20 protein-coding genes are annotated in these 17,521 nt (G+C 41.6%); 3 read left to right on the top strand and 17 right to left on the bottom strand.

Annotated features, from left to right (window positions below; translation table 11 throughout):
* Window positions 1–4 precede the first annotated feature (4 nt).
* The 13 genes from murB to AM500_RS16885 form a co-directional block, all read right to left on the bottom strand.
* A complete protein-coding gene (gene murB, locus AM500_RS16825; RefSeq protein ID WP_053600243.1) occupies window positions 5–910 on the bottom strand; it encodes a UDP-N-acetylmuramate dehydrogenase in 906 nt (301 codons plus the stop codon).
* A 67-nt stretch (window positions 911–977) separates the two neighbouring features.
* A complete protein-coding gene (locus AM500_RS16830; RefSeq protein WP_053600244.1) occupies window positions 978–1,466 on the bottom strand; it encodes a flavin reductase family protein in 489 nt (162 codons plus the stop codon).
* Window positions 1,467–1,517: 51 nt separating this feature from the next.
* Window positions 1,518–1,793, bottom strand: a complete 276-nt coding sequence (locus AM500_RS16835) for a DUF1450 domain-containing protein (protein ID WP_053600245.1) — start codon at window positions 1,791–1,793, stop codon at window positions 1,518–1,520.
* A 20-nt stretch (window positions 1,794–1,813) separates the two neighbouring features.
* Window positions 1,814–2,107: a HesB/YadR/YfhF family protein gene (locus AM500_RS16840; RefSeq protein ID WP_053600246.1), complete on the bottom strand. Its 294-nt coding sequence runs from the start codon at window positions 2,105–2,107 to the stop codon at window positions 1,814–1,816.
* A 283-nt stretch (window positions 2,108–2,390) separates the two neighbouring features.
* Window positions 2,391–3,827: a glycoside hydrolase family 1 protein gene (locus tag AM500_RS16845; protein WP_053600247.1), complete on the bottom strand. Its 1,437-nt coding sequence runs from the start codon at window positions 3,825–3,827 to the stop codon at window positions 2,391–2,393.
* A gap of 171 nt (window positions 3,828–3,998) precedes the next feature.
* Window positions 3,999–4,841 (bottom strand): hydrogenase small subunit, encoded by an 843-nt coding sequence (locus AM500_RS16850; protein ID WP_053600248.1) that lies wholly within the window; start codon window positions 4,839–4,841, stop codon window positions 3,999–4,001.
* Window positions 4,842–5,156: 315 nt separating this feature from the next.
* A complete protein-coding gene (locus AM500_RS16855) occupies window positions 5,157–5,840 on the bottom strand; it encodes a hypothetical protein (protein WP_053600249.1) in 684 nt (227 codons plus the stop codon).
* Window positions 5,837–6,580 carry a hypothetical protein gene (locus AM500_RS16860; protein ID WP_156319836.1) on the bottom strand — a complete coding sequence of 248 codons (744 nt, stop codon included), beginning with the start codon at window positions 6,578–6,580 and terminating at the stop codon, window positions 5,837–5,839. The genes AM500_RS16855 and AM500_RS16860 overlap by 4 nt, the downstream gene beginning before the upstream one ends.
* Window positions 6,540–7,460 (bottom strand): ATP-binding cassette domain-containing protein, encoded by a 921-nt coding sequence (locus tag AM500_RS16865; RefSeq protein WP_053600251.1) that lies wholly within the window; start codon window positions 7,458–7,460, stop codon window positions 6,540–6,542. Before AM500_RS16865 ends, AM500_RS16860 begins: the two co-directional genes overlap by 41 nt.
* Window positions 7,460–7,816, bottom strand: a complete 357-nt coding sequence (locus AM500_RS16870; RefSeq protein WP_053600252.1) for a GntR family transcriptional regulator — start codon at window positions 7,814–7,816, stop codon at window positions 7,460–7,462. Before AM500_RS16870 ends, AM500_RS16865 begins: the two co-directional genes overlap by 1 nt.
* Window positions 7,817–8,065: 249 nt before the next feature.
* The gene (locus AM500_RS16875; RefSeq protein WP_053600253.1) at window positions 8,066–8,725 is read right to left on the bottom strand and encodes a lysozyme family protein; all 660 of its coding nucleotides are present in this window, start codon (window positions 8,723–8,725) and stop codon (window positions 8,066–8,068) included.
* 124 nt (window positions 8,726–8,849) lie between these two features.
* Window positions 8,850–9,593: a GTP pyrophosphokinase gene (locus AM500_RS16880; protein WP_053600254.1), complete on the bottom strand. Its 744-nt coding sequence runs from the start codon at window positions 9,591–9,593 to the stop codon at window positions 8,850–8,852.
* Between the two features lie 225 nt (window positions 9,594–9,818).
* Entirely contained in the window at window positions 9,819–10,004 is a 186-nt protein-coding gene (locus tag AM500_RS16885; RefSeq protein ID WP_053600255.1) for a hypothetical protein, read from the bottom strand.
* A gap of 152 nt (window positions 10,005–10,156) precedes the next feature.
* Here AM500_RS16885 and AM500_RS16890 point away from each other — a divergent pair, with 152 nt between their 5' ends.
* Window positions 10,157–11,281, top strand: a complete 1,125-nt coding sequence (locus AM500_RS16890) for an ABC transporter ATP-binding protein (protein ID WP_053600256.1) — start codon at window positions 10,157–10,159, stop codon at window positions 11,279–11,281.
* On the top strand, window positions 11,281–12,843 hold the full coding sequence (locus AM500_RS16895) for an ABC transporter permease/substrate-binding protein (RefSeq protein WP_053600257.1): 1,563 nt from the start codon (window positions 11,281–11,283) through the stop codon (window positions 12,841–12,843). The genes AM500_RS16890 and AM500_RS16895 overlap by 1 nt, the downstream gene beginning before the upstream one ends.
* Window positions 12,844–13,262: 419 nt before the next feature.
* On the opposite strand, the gene AM500_RS16900 is transcribed toward AM500_RS16895, so the two are convergent.
* Complete coding sequence (locus AM500_RS16900; protein ID WP_053600258.1) at window positions 13,263–13,877, bottom strand: GntR family transcriptional regulator; 615 nt, start codon at window positions 13,875–13,877, stop codon at window positions 13,263–13,265.
* Between the two features lie 201 nt (window positions 13,878–14,078).
* Here AM500_RS16900 and AM500_RS16905 point away from each other — a divergent pair, with 201 nt between their 5' ends.
* A complete protein-coding gene (locus tag AM500_RS16905) occupies window positions 14,079–14,312 on the top strand; it encodes a hypothetical protein (protein WP_053600259.1) in 234 nt (77 codons plus the stop codon).
* 129 nt (window positions 14,313–14,441) lie between these two features.
* Here the strand turns inward: AM500_RS16905 and AM500_RS16910 are convergent, their stop codons facing one another.
* The 3 genes from AM500_RS16910 to AM500_RS16920 all read right to left on the bottom strand — a co-directional run bounded on the left by AM500_RS16910 (window position 14,442) and on the right by AM500_RS16920 (window position 17,264).
* On the bottom strand, window positions 14,442–15,128 hold the full coding sequence (locus AM500_RS16910; RefSeq protein WP_053600260.1) for an ABC transporter ATP-binding protein: 687 nt from the start codon (window positions 15,126–15,128) through the stop codon (window positions 14,442–14,444).
* A gap of 3 nt (window positions 15,129–15,131) precedes the next feature.
* Window positions 15,132–16,199, bottom strand: coding sequence for an ABC transporter permease (locus AM500_RS16915; protein WP_053600261.1), 1,068 nt, complete (start codon window positions 16,197–16,199; stop codon window positions 15,132–15,134).
* 183 nt (window positions 16,200–16,382) lie between these two features.
* Entirely contained in the window at window positions 16,383–17,264 is an 882-nt protein-coding gene (locus AM500_RS16920; protein WP_053600262.1) for a MerR family transcriptional regulator, read from the bottom strand.
* Between the last annotated feature and the right edge of the window lie 257 nt (window positions 17,265–17,521).

Consider the following 17,521-nt stretch of genomic DNA (forward strand, 5'->3'; position numbering starts at 1 on the left):
TTCTTTAGTCTTCCCCCAAAACAATTACTTCTGTCTCGAGCTCAACATCAAACTTTTCCTTTACCGTCCTTCTGACAAACTCAATCAACTCCAGGTATTCACCAGAAGTCGCATCATCAATGTTCACAATGAACCCGGCATGCTTCTTGGAAACTTCCGCTCCGCCTATCCGCTTGCCCTGCAGCTCACTATCCTGAATCAGCTTGCCGGCAAAATAACCCGGAGGCCGCTTGAATACACTGCCGCACGAAGGATACTCCAAGGGCTGCTTTGACTCCCTCGCTTCCGTAAGCTCATCCATCTTCGCCTTAATTTCAGAAGAATCTCCAGCCTTAAGCTCAAACTCTGCCTCAACAATCAAGTAATCCTTTTCCATAAATATACTCTTGCGATAACCAAGGCCCATTTCTTCTTTTTGGAAAAAATGGACGACGCCTTCTTTATCCATCACCGTCGCCTGAACGAGTACGTCAGCAGTTTGCCCTCCATACGCACCCGCATTCATATAAAGCGCTCCGCCAACACTGCCCGGAATTCCGCATGCAAATTCCAGCCCAGTCAAACTGTGCTTGAGGGCAATTCTTGATACATCTATAATTTGCGCCCCACTCTGCGCCTTAATCCGGTTGCCTTTGACCGATATTGAATTTAGTTTACCCATTCCAATTACAATACCCCGAATTCCGCCATCCCGGACAATCACATTCGAACCGCTGCCAAGAATTGTTATAGGTTGTCCAAGACTCTGGGCCGTTCGCAATACAGCTTGAAGCTCCTCGATTGTTTCAGGTGTTACAAAAATATCCGCTTTCCCGCCAAGCTTTGTATACGTATGGTTTCTAATCGGTTCATTCTTATAAATATTTTCGTTCTTTATGTTTTCGCTTAATATGCTAATAATTTTATCCATCGTTGCACCTCTGAAAATAAAGGATACCTCCCCGGAATTTGGAGAGGTATCACTATTGTAGCCTTACTTATTTAGAATAAAACTCGCCAGGAATCTTCCCGAAGGTTCGCTTATGATAAAGCAGCGGTTCCTTGTTATAGCTCTCGATTACAATGACTTCGCCAATGAGGATTGTATGGTCCCCTGCATCAACTGTCTTGAAGGTTTTGCATTGCATAACGCCAGTAACACCAGTAAGCACTGGAAGGTTTTGTTCGGATAGCTCCCATTCACACTGGCTGAAACGATCCGCACCTTTCATCGCAAAAAGGCTGCACACATCACCCTGTTCAGCAGCAAGGACATTGACCGCGAACTTTCCCGATTTTGTAAAAAGATCATGTGAGGAAACCCTCTTGTCAATGGACCACAGAATCAAAAGCGGATCAAGTGATACAGAGGCAAATGAGTTAACAGTCAAGCCAACTGGCGTGCCATTTTCATCAACTGTCGTGACGACTGTAACACCAGTCGGATAATTTCCCATGACTTCTTTAAATTTTGTTACATTCTCCATCCCCAAACACTCCTTGAAAATAAGATACTATAGAAAGATTAACAAGGTAACCTATTCTTCATCTTCGGCGAGCTTTTTCAGCCTTTCGAGTAATTCACCGGATGAGCCAGCGGAAATGAAGTCTCCATCAACTAGTGCATAGGGAGATAGCTTGCACTCCTTACATAGGCTCTGGCATTCATATTCCTTATAGAATACATTTTTCCGGCTCATAAATGACTGATAACCAGCAAAATTCTCCTCAGTCAAAAACCGGTCAAGATTCTTTTCGCAAAATTCAACTTTGACCTTCTTTTGTTTAGGGAATAATGCACTGAATAATTTCATTCTCCTGCATCCCTTTGGCTTTATGGCTTAATATACTTGAACTCAACTTCATCATAAGACTCATTGTACTCGACATAAAGATCGTGGCCGTTGAAAAACCAAAGGTCCGTCTCATCGACATAGAACTGAATTCCATCCACCTCGGTCGACACAGCTGCATCAAGCGGTTCTTCAACTGAAAAACCGAGTGCAAAATTCTCCTGGACTGGGCTTGAACCGTAAATCTTTGCAAAAAACTTCACGTTTGATCCCGCTTCAACACCCACTTCTTCCTTGAACCATTGAAGAGCTTCTTTACTGATGTTTATTTTCAAACTGTGCTCCTCCTTAAAACTAACAATTTTATTATACCATTTTACACAAAGCAAACCTCATCAAAGTGTCTTTTTATCCCCACAGGATTAGCCCAAATTATAGCGGCATATTGAAGGAGTTTATCTGATTTTCAATCTAAAGATAATCCAGGGGATTGTCAACCAATCCGAATCGGTAAACCCGCAGATGTATGACTTGGAGTTGTCATACATTCGAAATCGATTTAGTAAACAATTTCATGCTTCTGTGGATACCTGCTTTTACAAGAGCTCACTTTTTTCATTAAAGTTTTTCCCCATTCGATGCAATAACATCCTTGTACCAGAAGAACGATTTCTTACGCTTTCTTTCAAGTGTGCCGCTGCCGTCATCATGCTTGTCGACATAAATTAAGCCATAGCGTTTTGAATATTCACCCGAGGACATACTGACTAGGTCGATACAGCCCCAGCTTGTATATCCCATTAGTTCGGCTCCGTCTTCAATTGCCTCAGCCATTGCCTTGATGTGCTCACGCAGGTAATCAATCCGGTAATCATCATTGATTGATCCGTCTTCCTCGACAATATCGTGAGCTCCCAGCCCATTTTCCACAACGAACAGAGGTACACGATAACGCTCATAAAGCTTATTTAAGGAAATGCGAAGGCCTTCTGGATCAATCTCCCAACCCCAGTCACTTGCCTTAAGGAATGGATTTCGGACACCGCCAATAATATTTCCTTTAGAAGTCTCATCAGGGGACTTTTGTTTCTTCTCCGTCCGGGACATATAGTAGCTTAACCCGATATAATCGACCGTACCTTCCTTTATAAGTTCTAAATCGCCTTCCTGGATTTGCAGATCTATACCATGTTCCTTAAAGTAGCGGCGCATGTATGATGGATATTCACCGCGAACTTGCACATCGCCACAGAAGTAATTGAACAGGCGCTCTTGCTCATGCGCATACATGACATTTTCCGGGTTGCTATCATAAGAGTAAGTTGGCGCGATAAGCAGCATGCAGCCAATTTGAGAACCAGGGATCATTTCATGACCGAGCTTTACGGCCAAGGCACTTGCGACAAATTGGTGGTGATAAGCCTGAAAGGTTGGCTGGTACTTATCTTCTTCTTTTTGTATCGAGAAACCCAGACCCATAATGGGCATTTTCAGGCCACTGTTGATTTCGTTAAAGGTCATCCAGTATGTAACCTTGCTCTTGTAACGCTGGAAAATAGTCGTTACATACCTTTCAAAAAACGATACTACTTGTCTGTTCCTCCAGCCGCCATACTCCTTAACAAGGGTAACAGGCATTTCATAATGTGAAATTGTAACAACAGGTTCAATTCCATACTTTTGAAGCTCGTCGAACACACGATCATAAAATGCCAGACCGTTTTCATTGGGCTCGAGCTCATCCCCTCTCGGAAAAATCCGGGTCCAGGCAATCGACATCCGAAAGACCTTAAAGCCCATTTCGGCAAAAAGCGCTATGTCTTCCTTGTAACGGTGATAGAAATCAATTCCCTCATGATTGGGATAATATTTTGCCGGATCAATTTCAAAATTGAATCCTGGTTCCTCTAAAATGCTCAATCGCTCTTTTCCACCTGGAAGAACGTCCGATATATTTAACCCTTTTCCGCCCTCCTGGTATCCACCTTCCATCTGATTTGCCGCAGTCGCTCCTCCCCATAAAAAACCTGCAGGAAAACCGCTATTTTCATACATGTCTATTCCTCCTCATAATTCTCCACCAATTTAAGGGGGGATGCTCCTTTTAGTCATTTCAAAGATAAAAGCCTGGTTTGTTATGGGATTCCCGTTCTATCCCTTTACAAACTAGGCTTTTCCAAAAAGGCAGCTAACATTCTTTTGCATTCCCAAAGAGTTTAAAACAATTTACCTTCTCCGCTTCGGTACAAAGCCTTTTTCCCAAAAATTGCTCTCAGAGCATCCTATACAGGCAAAACCGGAACCAATGCAGCGGTCGTCACAGATAACCTCACAGGCATTGAACGCGGAAGGCCCCTTGCAGCCAAGCTTGAACAGACAATACCCCTTACTGGCACCCTCATCATCATACGACTCGGCGAACAGCTTTTGGTCGAAAAAGGGTTTCCGGTGGCAGGTCATATGAACAGTTGATTGATAAAAGGCTTTTGGTCTCAATTTCTTATCAAGTTCAGGAAGCTCATCGTGGAAGTGGACATGGAGCAGCGTTGCAATCATTACTTCAGCAATTGGCGCACACCCCGGTACGCGTGCAACCTTCGTTCCCGCTGGTAAAATGTCTGTTATTCCATGGGAGACAGTCGGATTGGGGACAGCAGCCGGAAGACCGCCCCAGGATGAACAGCTGCCAAACGCTATGACAGCTTTTGCATTTCTTGCCGCTTCAATAATTTCCTCCCTGACCGATTTTCCGGCAATCATTAAAACCTCATCATTATCCGGGATACTACCTTCAATGACAAGGGCATAGTTACCTTTATATCTCTCGATTACCGATTCCTTATGATGCTCAATCTGGATGCCGCTAGCTGCCGAAAGAAGTTCACTGTATTCAAGGGATATAAAATCTAACAGAGTATCAAGTGCTGAAGGCTGAAACGAGCGAATAAAAGCTTCCTTGCAGCCCGTGCAGTCAAGCGCACTAATCCAGATGACTGGCAGGCGTGCTTTTGTATTTTGCACCATTTCTTCCGTCACGTTAACCACTTCAAGCCAATTGTATGTAGACATCAATTCTCCCCCTTTTAGATTGGATATAAGAAAACGCCTCACATTGCCCCAAAATTTCCCTATTCAAACCAGTTAAAGCATATCGGATAAAACGTCCAAATCCTATGGAGAATTTGTGAATTAAATCACAAAATATTACATATAAAATGGTACCTTCCTACATCTAAAATCTTCTAAAGAGTTATTCTCATTTACTAAATTAATCTTCATTCCCAAGGCCTGATTAAAATAATTCCTCGCAACTTATTAACCATCCGACAATCTATCAGCTGAATCCATAGTAAGAAGGCCCAGCCTGCACGGCTGGGCCCACTCTTATTTCTCAACATACACAATCCGGTCGCTATCAGGAGCAATGATTTCAATGTTTCTTGGTATTTTAAGATAAAAAGAGAAATCATTTATCAGAAATTCTGAACTCATATAATTCGTAAATGGATCTTTCTCTGAAATCTGTTCCCCAGAAAACTGTGTTCCTAGAAAATCCTTCGTTACTAGTGAGATATTTATATCCTGGGTTGGATCGGAAATGGTAATCGTATCATTTTCCAACTCAAGCTCGACAGGCCTTAATAAATGGGAGAAGTCAATTCCGTTCACGACTACAGTTCCCCCATAGGAGTAGGCTTCAATTGTGTTAGCCACACTAAACGTCTTTTCAATGAAAATGGTGGCTCCTTCTTGGGGACTTTTAACCGTTACCGTTTCATGAGTATAGTTGTTGAAGCTCTTTTTATCGTTTAATTTCTCACCTGGGATCTTATCAAGCTCACCGTCCATCAGATCCTCATAGAAGAAATCAAGAGATGTACTACCCTCCTTTGCTTCAAAGGGATCTATTTTAAAAAACGGAACAATGAAAGCGGCAATAAGCAGAATCCCGATATATCCGAGTAAAATTCCATGTGTTGCTTTAAAATTGACAATTCTTCGTCCCGATTTTGGAATCGAGCTAAAAACTATGGTAATGATCACAATTAACAGAATGACATTGATCATCGTCTCACCTCCAGGCGCTGAAGAATTGCGGTACCAGCTGCATAAAACACTCCTGCAGTAAGGACCGTTTTCAATGAGAACAGTGCAAGATTTCTCTCATCAAAATAAAAATGGACTATATCTACAATAAAATGGTCTTCCTGAGAAACACCTCCCAGGAATAGCAACCCGATAATAGCAAACGGTATGATCAATTTGAACAATTTGTTTACCTGGCTGAGCGAGCTAACTAAATAGCCAATTGAACTGAAAACAAGAAGATAAAGGAAGCAGCCTGCAATGGAAGTGAATAGTCCCGAAACATTAGTCTGCAGTCTATAAACATTCTTTTCTAAAAACAGGTAAACAATTGCCTGAACGAGATTGCCCGCCAAAATTGCTGTGAAACTGCCAAGCAGTCCAACTGTTACTAAAAAGAGAATATTTGAAAGAGAGCTACTCATACGATTCGTGACAAAAGTAAAATCCTGCTCTCTTGTCACCTTATTATTAATCGTTATCGCTGAGACGAATGCCCACATAAACGTAAAGATAATAACCAAATTAGCGGAGAGGTAGTTTACCTCAACATTCATTCCGCCGTTGCCACCCCCAGACATACCGGTTCCCCCAAGGGAAAACACGATAGCAAGGAGTTGTACCCCTACAAGCGCGCTAAAAGCATCAATATTTGCCTTTAACTTATAAAGGAACTGCTTTTTAACGGTTTCCAAAATCGTTATCTTCGTTAAAGACATCATCAATCCCGCCTTTCCGCTCATTCGTTACATACACAAACAGGTCACTCGTGCTGACAGGAAGGACTTCTAATCCTTTGCCCCGGAGACTGTTCAGTTCCACTTCTGAAAATCTATTCCTCACAACCACAGTCAGGGTGCTTTGGCCCAGTGCTTTTTGATGAATAACATCCCTTCCCGCAACTGCAGCCAGGACAACCTCCCTGTTTCCTCGAAGCGAAACTGCCCACTCTCTTAAATCAGCCATTGGCATATGAATTAAATTCCTGCCATTTTGAATAAGCAGGATATCTTCGAGTATGTCTTCTATTTCCTCCAAATGGTGGCTTGATAGAATGATAGTCCTTGGAAATGCAATATAATCCTTTAGCAGTGCACGGTAAAAGTCCTTTCTGGCTGCCTCATCCATGCCAGTTGTAGGCTCGTCAAACAGCGTTAACGGGCAACGTGAAGCAATACCAATGATTGCGTTAAACATGCTGGTTTTACCTTTTGAAAGACGGTTATGATAATTTTTCGGATCAAATGAGAAATAATCAAAAAGCCTATGGGCCAGTTTCCCATCCCAGTTAGGATAAAAGCGGCCAGCTTCATCAAGAATCTCACCAAGTGGCACAGCCGAAGGAAATACCATCATGTCATCGACGAAAATTGAATTAGCCGAGACAGTCAGACTATTGAAGGGATCCTCTGAAAATACTTTCAGCTTCCCTGACGTTGGTTTTAGGAATCCTGCGATTAATTTTAGAAGCGTCGTTTTTCCCGCTCCATTTCTTCCAACCAGGCCAGTTATAGTATTTTCGCCAATCGAGAACGACATGCCATCCAATGCCTTTTTTCGTAAAAATGTCTTTGAAACATTGCTGCACTCAATTACATTCATTACTCTGCCTCCCCAACTTCTGCAGTTTCAATCATGACAATTAGCTCCCTTTTGCTGATATTTAGCCGGCTTGCTTCCAGGATTAGCTCTTGGATAAGCGCTTTAAGCGTTTGGTTTTTTCTTTTTGCAATGATTGCTTCTTTCGCCCCTTCTGCAACAAACATCCCAAGCCCCCGCCTTTTGTATAAAATATTTTCGTCAGCTAACAGATTCAAGCCTTTTGCTGCGGTTGCCGGATTAATTGTATACATCTCGGCCAGCTGATATTGCGAATACACTTTTTCATCTACGTTTAAATGGCCGCTGATGATTTCCGACTCAATCCATTCTGCAATCTGAACATAAATCGGTTTCATACTATCTGCGTTTAAAATAGGAATCAACCCCTCTCACACATAGTGCATTAGTGTAGTAATGTACTATATATTAATATGATATATTTTCCAGAAGGGCGAGTCAATAGGGCTTTTTAATAAAATTTTAGATTCAAGAGTGCCGTTTAACAGAGCTGGACATAGATGTGCTACAATCCACGACAGCCAAATCTTAAATTTTTAACCAAAAAAAAGCAGCCCCAGAGTGGGAAGCTGCTTTTCTGCTTTTAGTTAGTTGTTAATTGTTGATTTTTCAAATGAACTCACAAACGTTTGGATATTGTTCAGCACCTTGGTTGTATAGGTAAAGTCGCCATAGCAATATGGATAGCGGAAGTTGTCCTTGTCCCCGCCGCAGTTGTAGGTATCGGGATTTTTCTGTACCTGTATGTAGGAATATTGCTTTGCAAGCTCCTCTTCATGCTTACCTCCTTTGCTGGCTACAAAGTCGATGTATCCAAGCCCCATATTATAGGCCTGAATGATTGTCGGCATATCAACATTTTTCTTTTCCCCATATTCCACTGCCTGCTTAAAATGTTTGACCCCCTGGCGAATACTCTGCTCGGGATCAGTTATAGAGTTTGGAGCGAGGCCTGCCGATTCAGATGCCTGCATCGGGTCTCCGCCCTTTCCCTTACTCTCCTGCTGCATCACTGCAGCAAGCACGGGGGTATAGTCCTCTAAATTCTGCTTCTCTAGCTCCTCATGAAGTACAGGGATATACCGTTCGACTTTTCCTGTGAAAAGGTTGGTACCAACATAGTCGCCAATGGTAAATAGCTGGTCCTTCACCATCACGAATGCTATGATTCCGGCAAGGACAAGCAGTAAATTTAAGTTTCTCCGAAATTGAACTTGTTTTTTTGAAATTTTTCTTTTCTTTTTCATTACTGTTCACCAACTGATTTTCTATGTATCTATTATAATGAAAAACCATTTTAGAAAACAGGAAAAAGATGAAGAACATTTATTACCAAAAAACATCCGATCCAAAATTTAATCTGGTCCACTTTTAGTTTTCAGGCTTACTAACCCCCTGCTTGAGTACACGTTCTATGATAGTAGTCGGCAGGTTTAAAGTTTCCCCTAGAAAAAACTCGTCTCGCTCCGCTTTTTTTATAGTGTTGACTTCCTGGTTAATCCTTTCCATTTTGAGGTCCAATTCGGTTGCCGCCATCGCTGCGTTCTTCAGCTCCGCCTTTAGCCTATCCGGGATTTCCTTATCATATTTATAATAGATTTTGTGCTCAAGACTCGCCCAAAAATCCATTGCAATCGTCCTTATCTGTATTTCTACATAAACTCTTTCCTCCCGGTCGGACATGAAAACTGGTATTTTCACAATCAGATGAAGGCTTTGATAGCCGTTGGGCTTTGGATTTTTAATATAATCCTTCTTTTCAATAACCTCAACATCCCTTTGAGCTTCAATCATGTCACTAATCCGGTGGATATCGGAAATGAATGGACACGTAATTCTGATTCCTGCTATATCTTTTATCGATTCTTTAATTTTCGGAAGTGAAAAGCCAAGATTTTTCCTATGTGCTTTTTTCAGGATACTTTCAGGGGACTTCAAACGGGATTTTGTATGCTCAATAGGATTATAGTCGTGGACGTATTGAAATTCCTCTTTCAGAATATTAATTTTCGTATTCATTTCGTCTAGTGCGAATTTATATGTCATTGAAAATTTGGCCAATTCATTTCTAATAGTACGGATCGTTGCTAAATGCTTTTGTGTTAGTTCATCCATAGTCTTTTCTCCTTTTACCAAACCATTAAAATAGTATAATTATGCATTCCCCTGCTGCCCTTACTATATCATGCTCTATAAGACCATAATAACTCTTACATATGAAAAAAATGAGAACAAAAGCCCTGAGGATCTATTTTTTTGCAAAAAAAAAAGCCCTTTACGGGGGAGGTTTCTTACATTTATTCCTGCTAAAATCAGTCCTATTTAATAGAAATTCTGTTACTAATCAATCAAAGTTAACACAAGCACAATGAAACCACCCACACCTATAAAGCCAAACATAAAATACCCAATCCACCGAATTGGCTTTGGCAGCTTACTCCAATCAGTACTTACTGCATGTGCCGGATTTCCTTCAATTTTGTTGAAATGGTCAATAGCGTCATTGAACGGCTCTTTTTTTCCCATAAGGACACCTCCTGCAACTTCATTCTAACATATTCTTACAATTATTATAATTCCTGTGAAAAAATAAAATATTTTACGACCACAAACAACTTTTGTGTTATGATTAAGTTGTTACTCTTGTTCTTGAGATATAAGATTTAAGGGGGAATTTGATGATTACATTTGAAAACATTATAAAAAGCTATGCCAAACGGCCAGTCATAGACAATTTCAATCTTGAAATTGAATCTGGAGAACTGGTTGTTTTTATTGGGCCAAGCGGCTGCGGCAAAACCACTTTGCTAAAGATGGTCAACCGCCTGATCGAGCCAAGCTCAGGAAAAATCTACATAAAAGGGAAAGATATTTCGACGATTGACCCGATTGAATTGCGACGGAACATTGGCTATGTCATCCAAAGTACTGGCTTGTTCCCGCATATGACAATCAGGGAAAATCTCGAATTAATTCCCAAACTAAAAGGTGAAGATCCCGAAGCAATCCAAACGAAAACAGAAAACTTAATGGACCTTGTTGGACTAAATCCGGAAGAATTCCTCGACCGTTACCCAAAAGAATTGAGCGGCGGACAGCAGCAGCGTGTCGGAGTTGCCCGTGCCTTCTCCACTGATTCTGAAATTATCCTGATGGACGAGCCATTCAGCGCGCTCGACCCCGTAACGAGAAGCTCCCTCCAGGAAGAACTGTTCAATATGCAAAAAGAATTAAACAAGACGATTATCTTCGTTACTCACGATATGGACGAGGCTTATAAGATTGCAGATAAAATCTGCCTTCTAAAGGACGGGCATATTCTGCAATATGACACACCTGAAAATATCTTGAAGAATCCAGCTTCTGAGTTTGTTGAAAACTTCCTTGGCAAGCGCCGGGTGTGGAATAATCCAGAGGTATTGAAGGCTGAGGACATTATGATTCCGTACCCGGTCAAGGTTTCGCCAAAGCGCAATGTCCTGCAGGCCGTCGAAATTATGAAGGAAAACAAAGTCGACAGCTTAATGGTCACGGATCGTGACTTGACCTTAATTGGCCTTGTTACACTGAAGGACCTTAAAATGGTGGATCGTAATAAATTGATTGGCGAGGTAATGGAACGCGAAATTCATTCCGTATACGATGATGCAGACTTAATTTCTGTATTAAAAGTAATGAATGAACGTAAAATTGGCTATCTTCCGGTTATAAATGAAGCTGGAAAACTAAGCGGATTGATTACACGAAGCAGTATCCTTTCCGCACTCAGCAGCCAGCTAATTGACCTGGAGGTGGCATTTTAATGACAGCATTTTTTGAATATGTTAAAAACAATACCGGACAAATTCTTGATTTACTTGGGCAGCATATTTGGCTGAGCATTTTATCGGTTGGCATTGCAATCGTGATTGGTGTTCCCCTTGGTATACTCATTTCCAGGAGTAAGAATCTTTCAAAACCAATCATTGGGACTGCCAATGTCATACAGGCGGTACCAAGCCTGGCATTACTCGGCTTCCTTATTCCAGTTGTCGGAATTGGAAGTACGCCAGCCATTGTCATGGTTGTCCTATACTCGCTTCTTCCGATTATTAAAAATACGTATACTGGTTTAACGACGATTGACCGTGATATTTTGGAAGCAGCAAGAGGGATTGGCTTAACGAAAAGTCAAACGATGAGAAAAATCCAGCTTCCACTCGCCTTCCCTGTTATTATGGCAGGTGTCAGAATTTCTGCAGTGACTGCTGTCGGCTTAATGACTATTGCAGCGTTTGTTGGTGCTGGCGGACTTGGCTACCTCGTCTTCTCAGGTGTAACCTCAGTTGACAATAATATGATTCTCGCTGGTGCAATCCCTGCCTGTATTCTTGCCCTCTTAATTGATTTTGTAATTGGCAGGCTTGAGCTTAAACTTTCCTACGAAACGAAGGCTCGCACTACTGTAAAGAAGACAAAGCAGTCAAAAGCAAGAAGGATATTAATCCCTGCTGCTATCGTTGTATTAATTGTTGGCATCGGCACTTCCTATTTATATAAGAATGCCTCCGCAGGAGAAAAGATTACCATTGGATCAAAAAACTTCGCTGAATCGATTATTCTAGGCAATATGCTTGCAGATCTTGTTGAAGCAAATACAGACCTTCAGGTGGAACGGAAGCTCAACCTTGGTGGAACCCAGGTAGCTCACAGTGCTCTGAAGACGGGTGATATTGACGCTTATGTGGAGTACACAGGAACAGCACTTGTCAGCATGCTGAAGAAACCTGTAACAAACGACCCTGAAGAAGCTTTTTCAACGGTGAAAAAGGATTTTTCTGAACAGTATGGTATTGCAACACTTGACCAGCTTGGTTTCAACAATACGTATACACTTGCGATTACTCAAGAAACGGCAGACAAATACGGAATTGAAACCTACTCTGACCTGGCAAAGGTAAGCCCACAACTAACTTCTGGAACAACGATTGAATTTACAAACCGTCCAGATGGGCTTCCAGGTCTCCTGAAAGCATACAATATGGAGTTCGCCAACAGCAAAGCAGTAGATGGCGGCCTGCGCTACACAGCCATGAAAAGTGGAGAAACACATGTGATTGATGCCTTTGCTACAGACGGTTTGCTTGAGGAATTCAACCTAAAAGTTCTTAAGGATGATAAAGGTTTCTTCCCTCCTTACTATGCAGTTCCGATGGTGAGGGAAGATATACTGAAAGAACATCCTGAATTAAGGGAAGCTTTGAATTCTCTTGCTGGAAAATTGGATGATGAAACCATGAGGAAGTTGAACTTTAAAGTCGACAGCCTGGATCAATCACCTGCAAAAGTATCGAAAGAATTTTTAACAGAACAAGGGCTAATCTAAATAAAAGGCTGTTTTCGTATTGATAATGACAAGATTGGAATTTAGTTGATTGGAACGGAAGGTGCGAGACTCGTTCGAAAATGCAAAAAACGCACATTCTCCTGCGGTGCTTTTTCAGGGACGATTATTCAACGTCCTGCGGGAACAGCGGGACAGGTGAGACCCCGCAATCACTTTAGCGATGAGGAGGCTCACCGCCCGCCCCGCGGAAAGCGAGCATCCTGGAGAGGAAATCAACTACCTCTAAAAACCACAATCTTTTATAAAACTGCCAAACAAAAACACCAGGGTTAAGGGGACATTCCCCTCCCTGGTGTTTCTGCTTTTCATAACTAGGATTCATCAAAGTTCGAAAATGAGTTTACAACTTATGCCTAACCCGCCGTAAAATAAAAAATAAGCTAACCTCTAAAATGTTTTTATTCCCTCAAAAAGTCTACTACCCTGTGGTTCGACTGTTCATCGCCAATGATTAACAGAATGTCGCCTTCCTTGATAGTTGCATATGGCCCTGGAGACAGAATAAGTTCACCGTTACGTTTAATTCCTACAATAGTTCCGCCAGTATTTTGCCAAAATTTAAGTTCAGCAATGGTCCTTCCGATATGAACGCACTCATTGGTTATTTCAACCTCAATTGGAGCCAGCGGATTCGTATGGCGGAACTTGCCTGAGAGCTCAATCAATTGATTGATTTTCTCAAACAGCCTTAAATCTATTTCCTTTCGCTCGTTCATCAGAAGCCGCATCTGCTTTTCCATATCCTTAACACTTTCAAGGTTTGAGAACCGATTGATATAAGTCAGCGCGTTCTCGCGAGAAGCAATTACGACCCCGGCTCCTTTCTCTGACCTGACGATTTCAACATCCTCTAGGATTTTCATTGCCTTCCGAACTGTTTCTGGAGAGACATTGTACTCGCTTGCCAGCGTCGAACGCCCATGGACCTTTTCGCCAACCTTATATTTTTCATTGTATATCCGATTTGCAATATCGATGGCAATTTGCTCATATATCGGGATTTTTGTCCGCATAGCGCTCTTCCTTTTAAGTAAGTTATATACATTAGTATATCATGTCCTGAAAGCAAGAATCCCCTTTAATGATATGGACTTACGCTTATTCCTATTCAGAATCAAGTCTTACAAACATATAATGGGAAAAGAGATGGTAACAGAGAAGCCTTGTCAGTGACAAATCAAAGTGCCCCAATCTGCTAAGAAAGGATGATGCGTTTGTCTGTCTTTAAAAAAGTGTTGTATTTACTCTTTACCGGCATCTGTGCATTTCTCGTTTCAATTCCTATTTTGGAACGTGGAGGACTGGAACTGGAGGTATTGGATGATGCTTTATTTATTGGTGTGTGGATTGTCGGCGCATTCCTGCTTTTTACAAAAAGCTTCAGCAAAGCAGGCCAGGTGTTGTCTCTCTTCCCTGTTTTGTTAGTATTATCAGCCCTACTTCTCTAAATATTGGAGTCTTTATCTATATTTTAAAGACAAGTGAGTGAGGATCAATGATTGTAAGTTACAAGGCTATTGAATAAAACTAGCTTTTTTATTTAAAAAAGCTCTTCATAGTGAAGAGCTCCCATCTTTTTATAAAAAGGCTTTAACCTCCTGCAGTTTCAGTGTTCCATCTGTAATCTTGTATACCTTGTCACAATAGTCGATTAATCTTGTATCGTGGGTTACGACAATCGATGTTTTACCTGTGGAAGTCGTTGCCTGCTTTAGCATCTCCATCACTTCAAAGGCGCGGTCCGAGTCAAGCGAAGCAGTTGGTTCATCAGCAAGGATAATACTTGGGTTTGTATACAAAGCCTTGGCAATTGCGACCCGCTGCCGTTCCCCTCCGGACAAATCGGCCGGGAAACTATCCAATAAATCGCTAATGCCGAGCGACTCGCAAACTTCCATAAACTTCTCCTTTGTAACATTGTCATTCTTGACCTTGTCGAGCAGCTGCATCTGCTGGCGGACAGTAAGGAATGGAACCAGATTGGACTGCTGCAGCACAAATCCAATTTCCTTTAATCTAATACCGGCCCGCTTTTTTTCCTTCACATCCGTTATATTTTTTCCATTAATAATGACGTCACCAGTGGACGGAGTCAGGAGTCCCCCGGCAATTGTTAAAAATGTACTTTTCCCGGATCCAGAGGGCCCGATAATGGCGATCAACTCACCACGGCTTGCCGAAAAATCAGTCGTTTTTAGCGCGACTACTTCTGTATGCCCTGATCCAAACACCTTACTTACGTTTTTCAATTCCAACAGCGCCATCCTTTAGCCTCCTATCGCTTTCAAAGGATCAATCTTCACAATCGTCTGTATCGAGAACAGCGCCCCAACGATTGACACCGCGATTAGCACTACAGCATAGACAAGCATATCCAAATAGTTGAATGCAACCGGGACAGCTGGAGGCAGAAATAATCCGGTCAAAACCGTCAGCCCAAAACCAATGATGACACCAGCTAATGCAAGCAGGAAGGTTTGGGCAATAACGGACTTCGATAAATATTCGCTTGAGATCCCCTGTGCCTTCAATACTCCAAAAATACTGATTTTCTGGATGGTCAATACATAAAGGAAGATAGCGAGAATAACAGCAGAAATAACGAAAAGGAAATAAATCATAAATGTCAGTGTCATGTTCTGTTCAGAGTAACCGGGCATATTCTCTATGAACGCCTGGGTGCCGACTACTTCTAGGCCATCTGCTACTTCTATATCACTCAAATCGCCAGACCTGACGACAAAGGCGTTAATTTTATCTTTCATACTCTCAGCTGACTCGCCAAAGCGTACTTTCTGAAGCGTCTCCACGCTCCCATACAGAACCGGCGCGGCATTAAATCTCGCATTATCCGTAAATCCAGTAATTTTCAATTTCTCTTCTGTAGCTGAAAGTGTCAGAACATCGCCGATTTTAAAACCTTCATCTTTCAGTGTATCATCCGCAATAACTTCCCCTATCTTCTGGAAAGGCTTGCCGTCTGTCACCTCAGGCATAATAAACTCATCTTCCCGTATACCAAACAGCGACACATTCCCTTTCACATCTTCAGTGCTCGCAATTGCATAGAATTGGCCAAGTACAGCATAATCGTCGGCTCCATTCCCGTCATAATCACCTGTTTCCATGATTGATTGCGGCAAACTTATATCTGATTCCTCTGTCAGGATAATTCCTTCTGCATCCCACTTTAAAACGGACTCTTTATTAAGGTTTTCAAGTCCATTTGCGAGCCCCGACAAAAAGAATACCAGATACGAAACAAGCGTGAGCACCCCTACAATTAAACCGAAGCGCAGTTTGTTATTCTTGATCTCATTCCAGGCAAGAAACATTTTCTTCCCCCAATCTCTCACTTGTATAATATTTGTAAAATAAATATATAACCACTATAAAATAAAAGCAATAATAAAGTACTTTCATTTTCAAATAAAACTTGTGGGGTCACAAGCAATGCACTAGGATAGAAAAAACCCCAGACAACAAGACTGGGGTCCTTTCTATTAGCCTTCTGCCCATTATTGAATGACATCCTGAAGTGCATCTTCCCAATTTGATTCAGAAGGGGTTATATACCAGCGTTTTCTCAATTTCTTGCTTTCCTTAACACCCATTCCGCCAATAATAATCTTTAGCTGAGGATTATGTGTTTGAAGTGTTTTTAAGAAATAATTCATTTCGGATTCAACCATTTTTTCCGAAACAGAGAGAGCTACAATTTCAATTCCCTTTTCACGAATCAGCTCCCCTAGTCCCTCAAGTGGTGTATTGGCACCAATATAATAGACCGGATATCGCCTCTCCCTCAGGTATACCGTAAACATCAGCAATCCCAGCTGGTGTTCCTCTCCTTCCGGACAAAATGCCATCACTTTTGGCAGATCCGCTGAAACAGGGAAAACATTGAGAAGTTTCATGATTCGCTGTTGAACAAGGTTAGAAATCATATGCTCATTCACAACATGAAAAACGCCCTCTTCCCAAGCTTGTCCTACCTTATTCATAAGAGGAACAACTATGGATTGAAGAACCATCCTGTAAGGAAACTGTGAAAAATAAAGATCAAGCAACAGTTCGCATTTTGCTGAATCCAATTCTTCGACTGCCTCAAACAATTCAGCAATTTGCATATCAAAGCTTTGAGCAGATGACCATCCGGGAAGGGAGACTGTTTTGTTTTCCTTCTTATCACGTAACAACTTAACGGCCTGGCCTATATTTATTCCGTTTTCCTGCACCTGTTTTTTTAACCATTTCAGGTCTTTTAAATTTTCTTCTGTATACACTCGATGCCCTGATTCATTCCGCTCCGGCGTAATCGCCTGATACCGATTTTCCCAGGCCCGGATCGTTACAGTCGGCATATCAAGGATTTTTGATACAGCTTTAATATTGTACATAAAGCAACCCTTCTTTTACATTCATTATACAAAAAAACTTCAAACAGCCTGGTTATCCACTGCTTGTCCGTTACCCAGAGCCCTATAAATTTTTCTCCCGAAGAAATAATTTCATTTCATGATTCTGGCCTTTTCGGCCAGTTACTCCTATCTCTCCTTTTTATAACCTATAAATAGAGAATGGTGCTTATTGGCTAATACGAGATAAGATGATTATACATTATTTATATTAATACTGAAATAGCTGTTACTAACAC

Source organism: Bacillus sp. FJAT-18017, assembly GCF_001278805.1.
Classification (GTDB): Bacteria; Bacillota; Bacilli; order Bacillales; family Cytobacillaceae; genus Bacillus_D.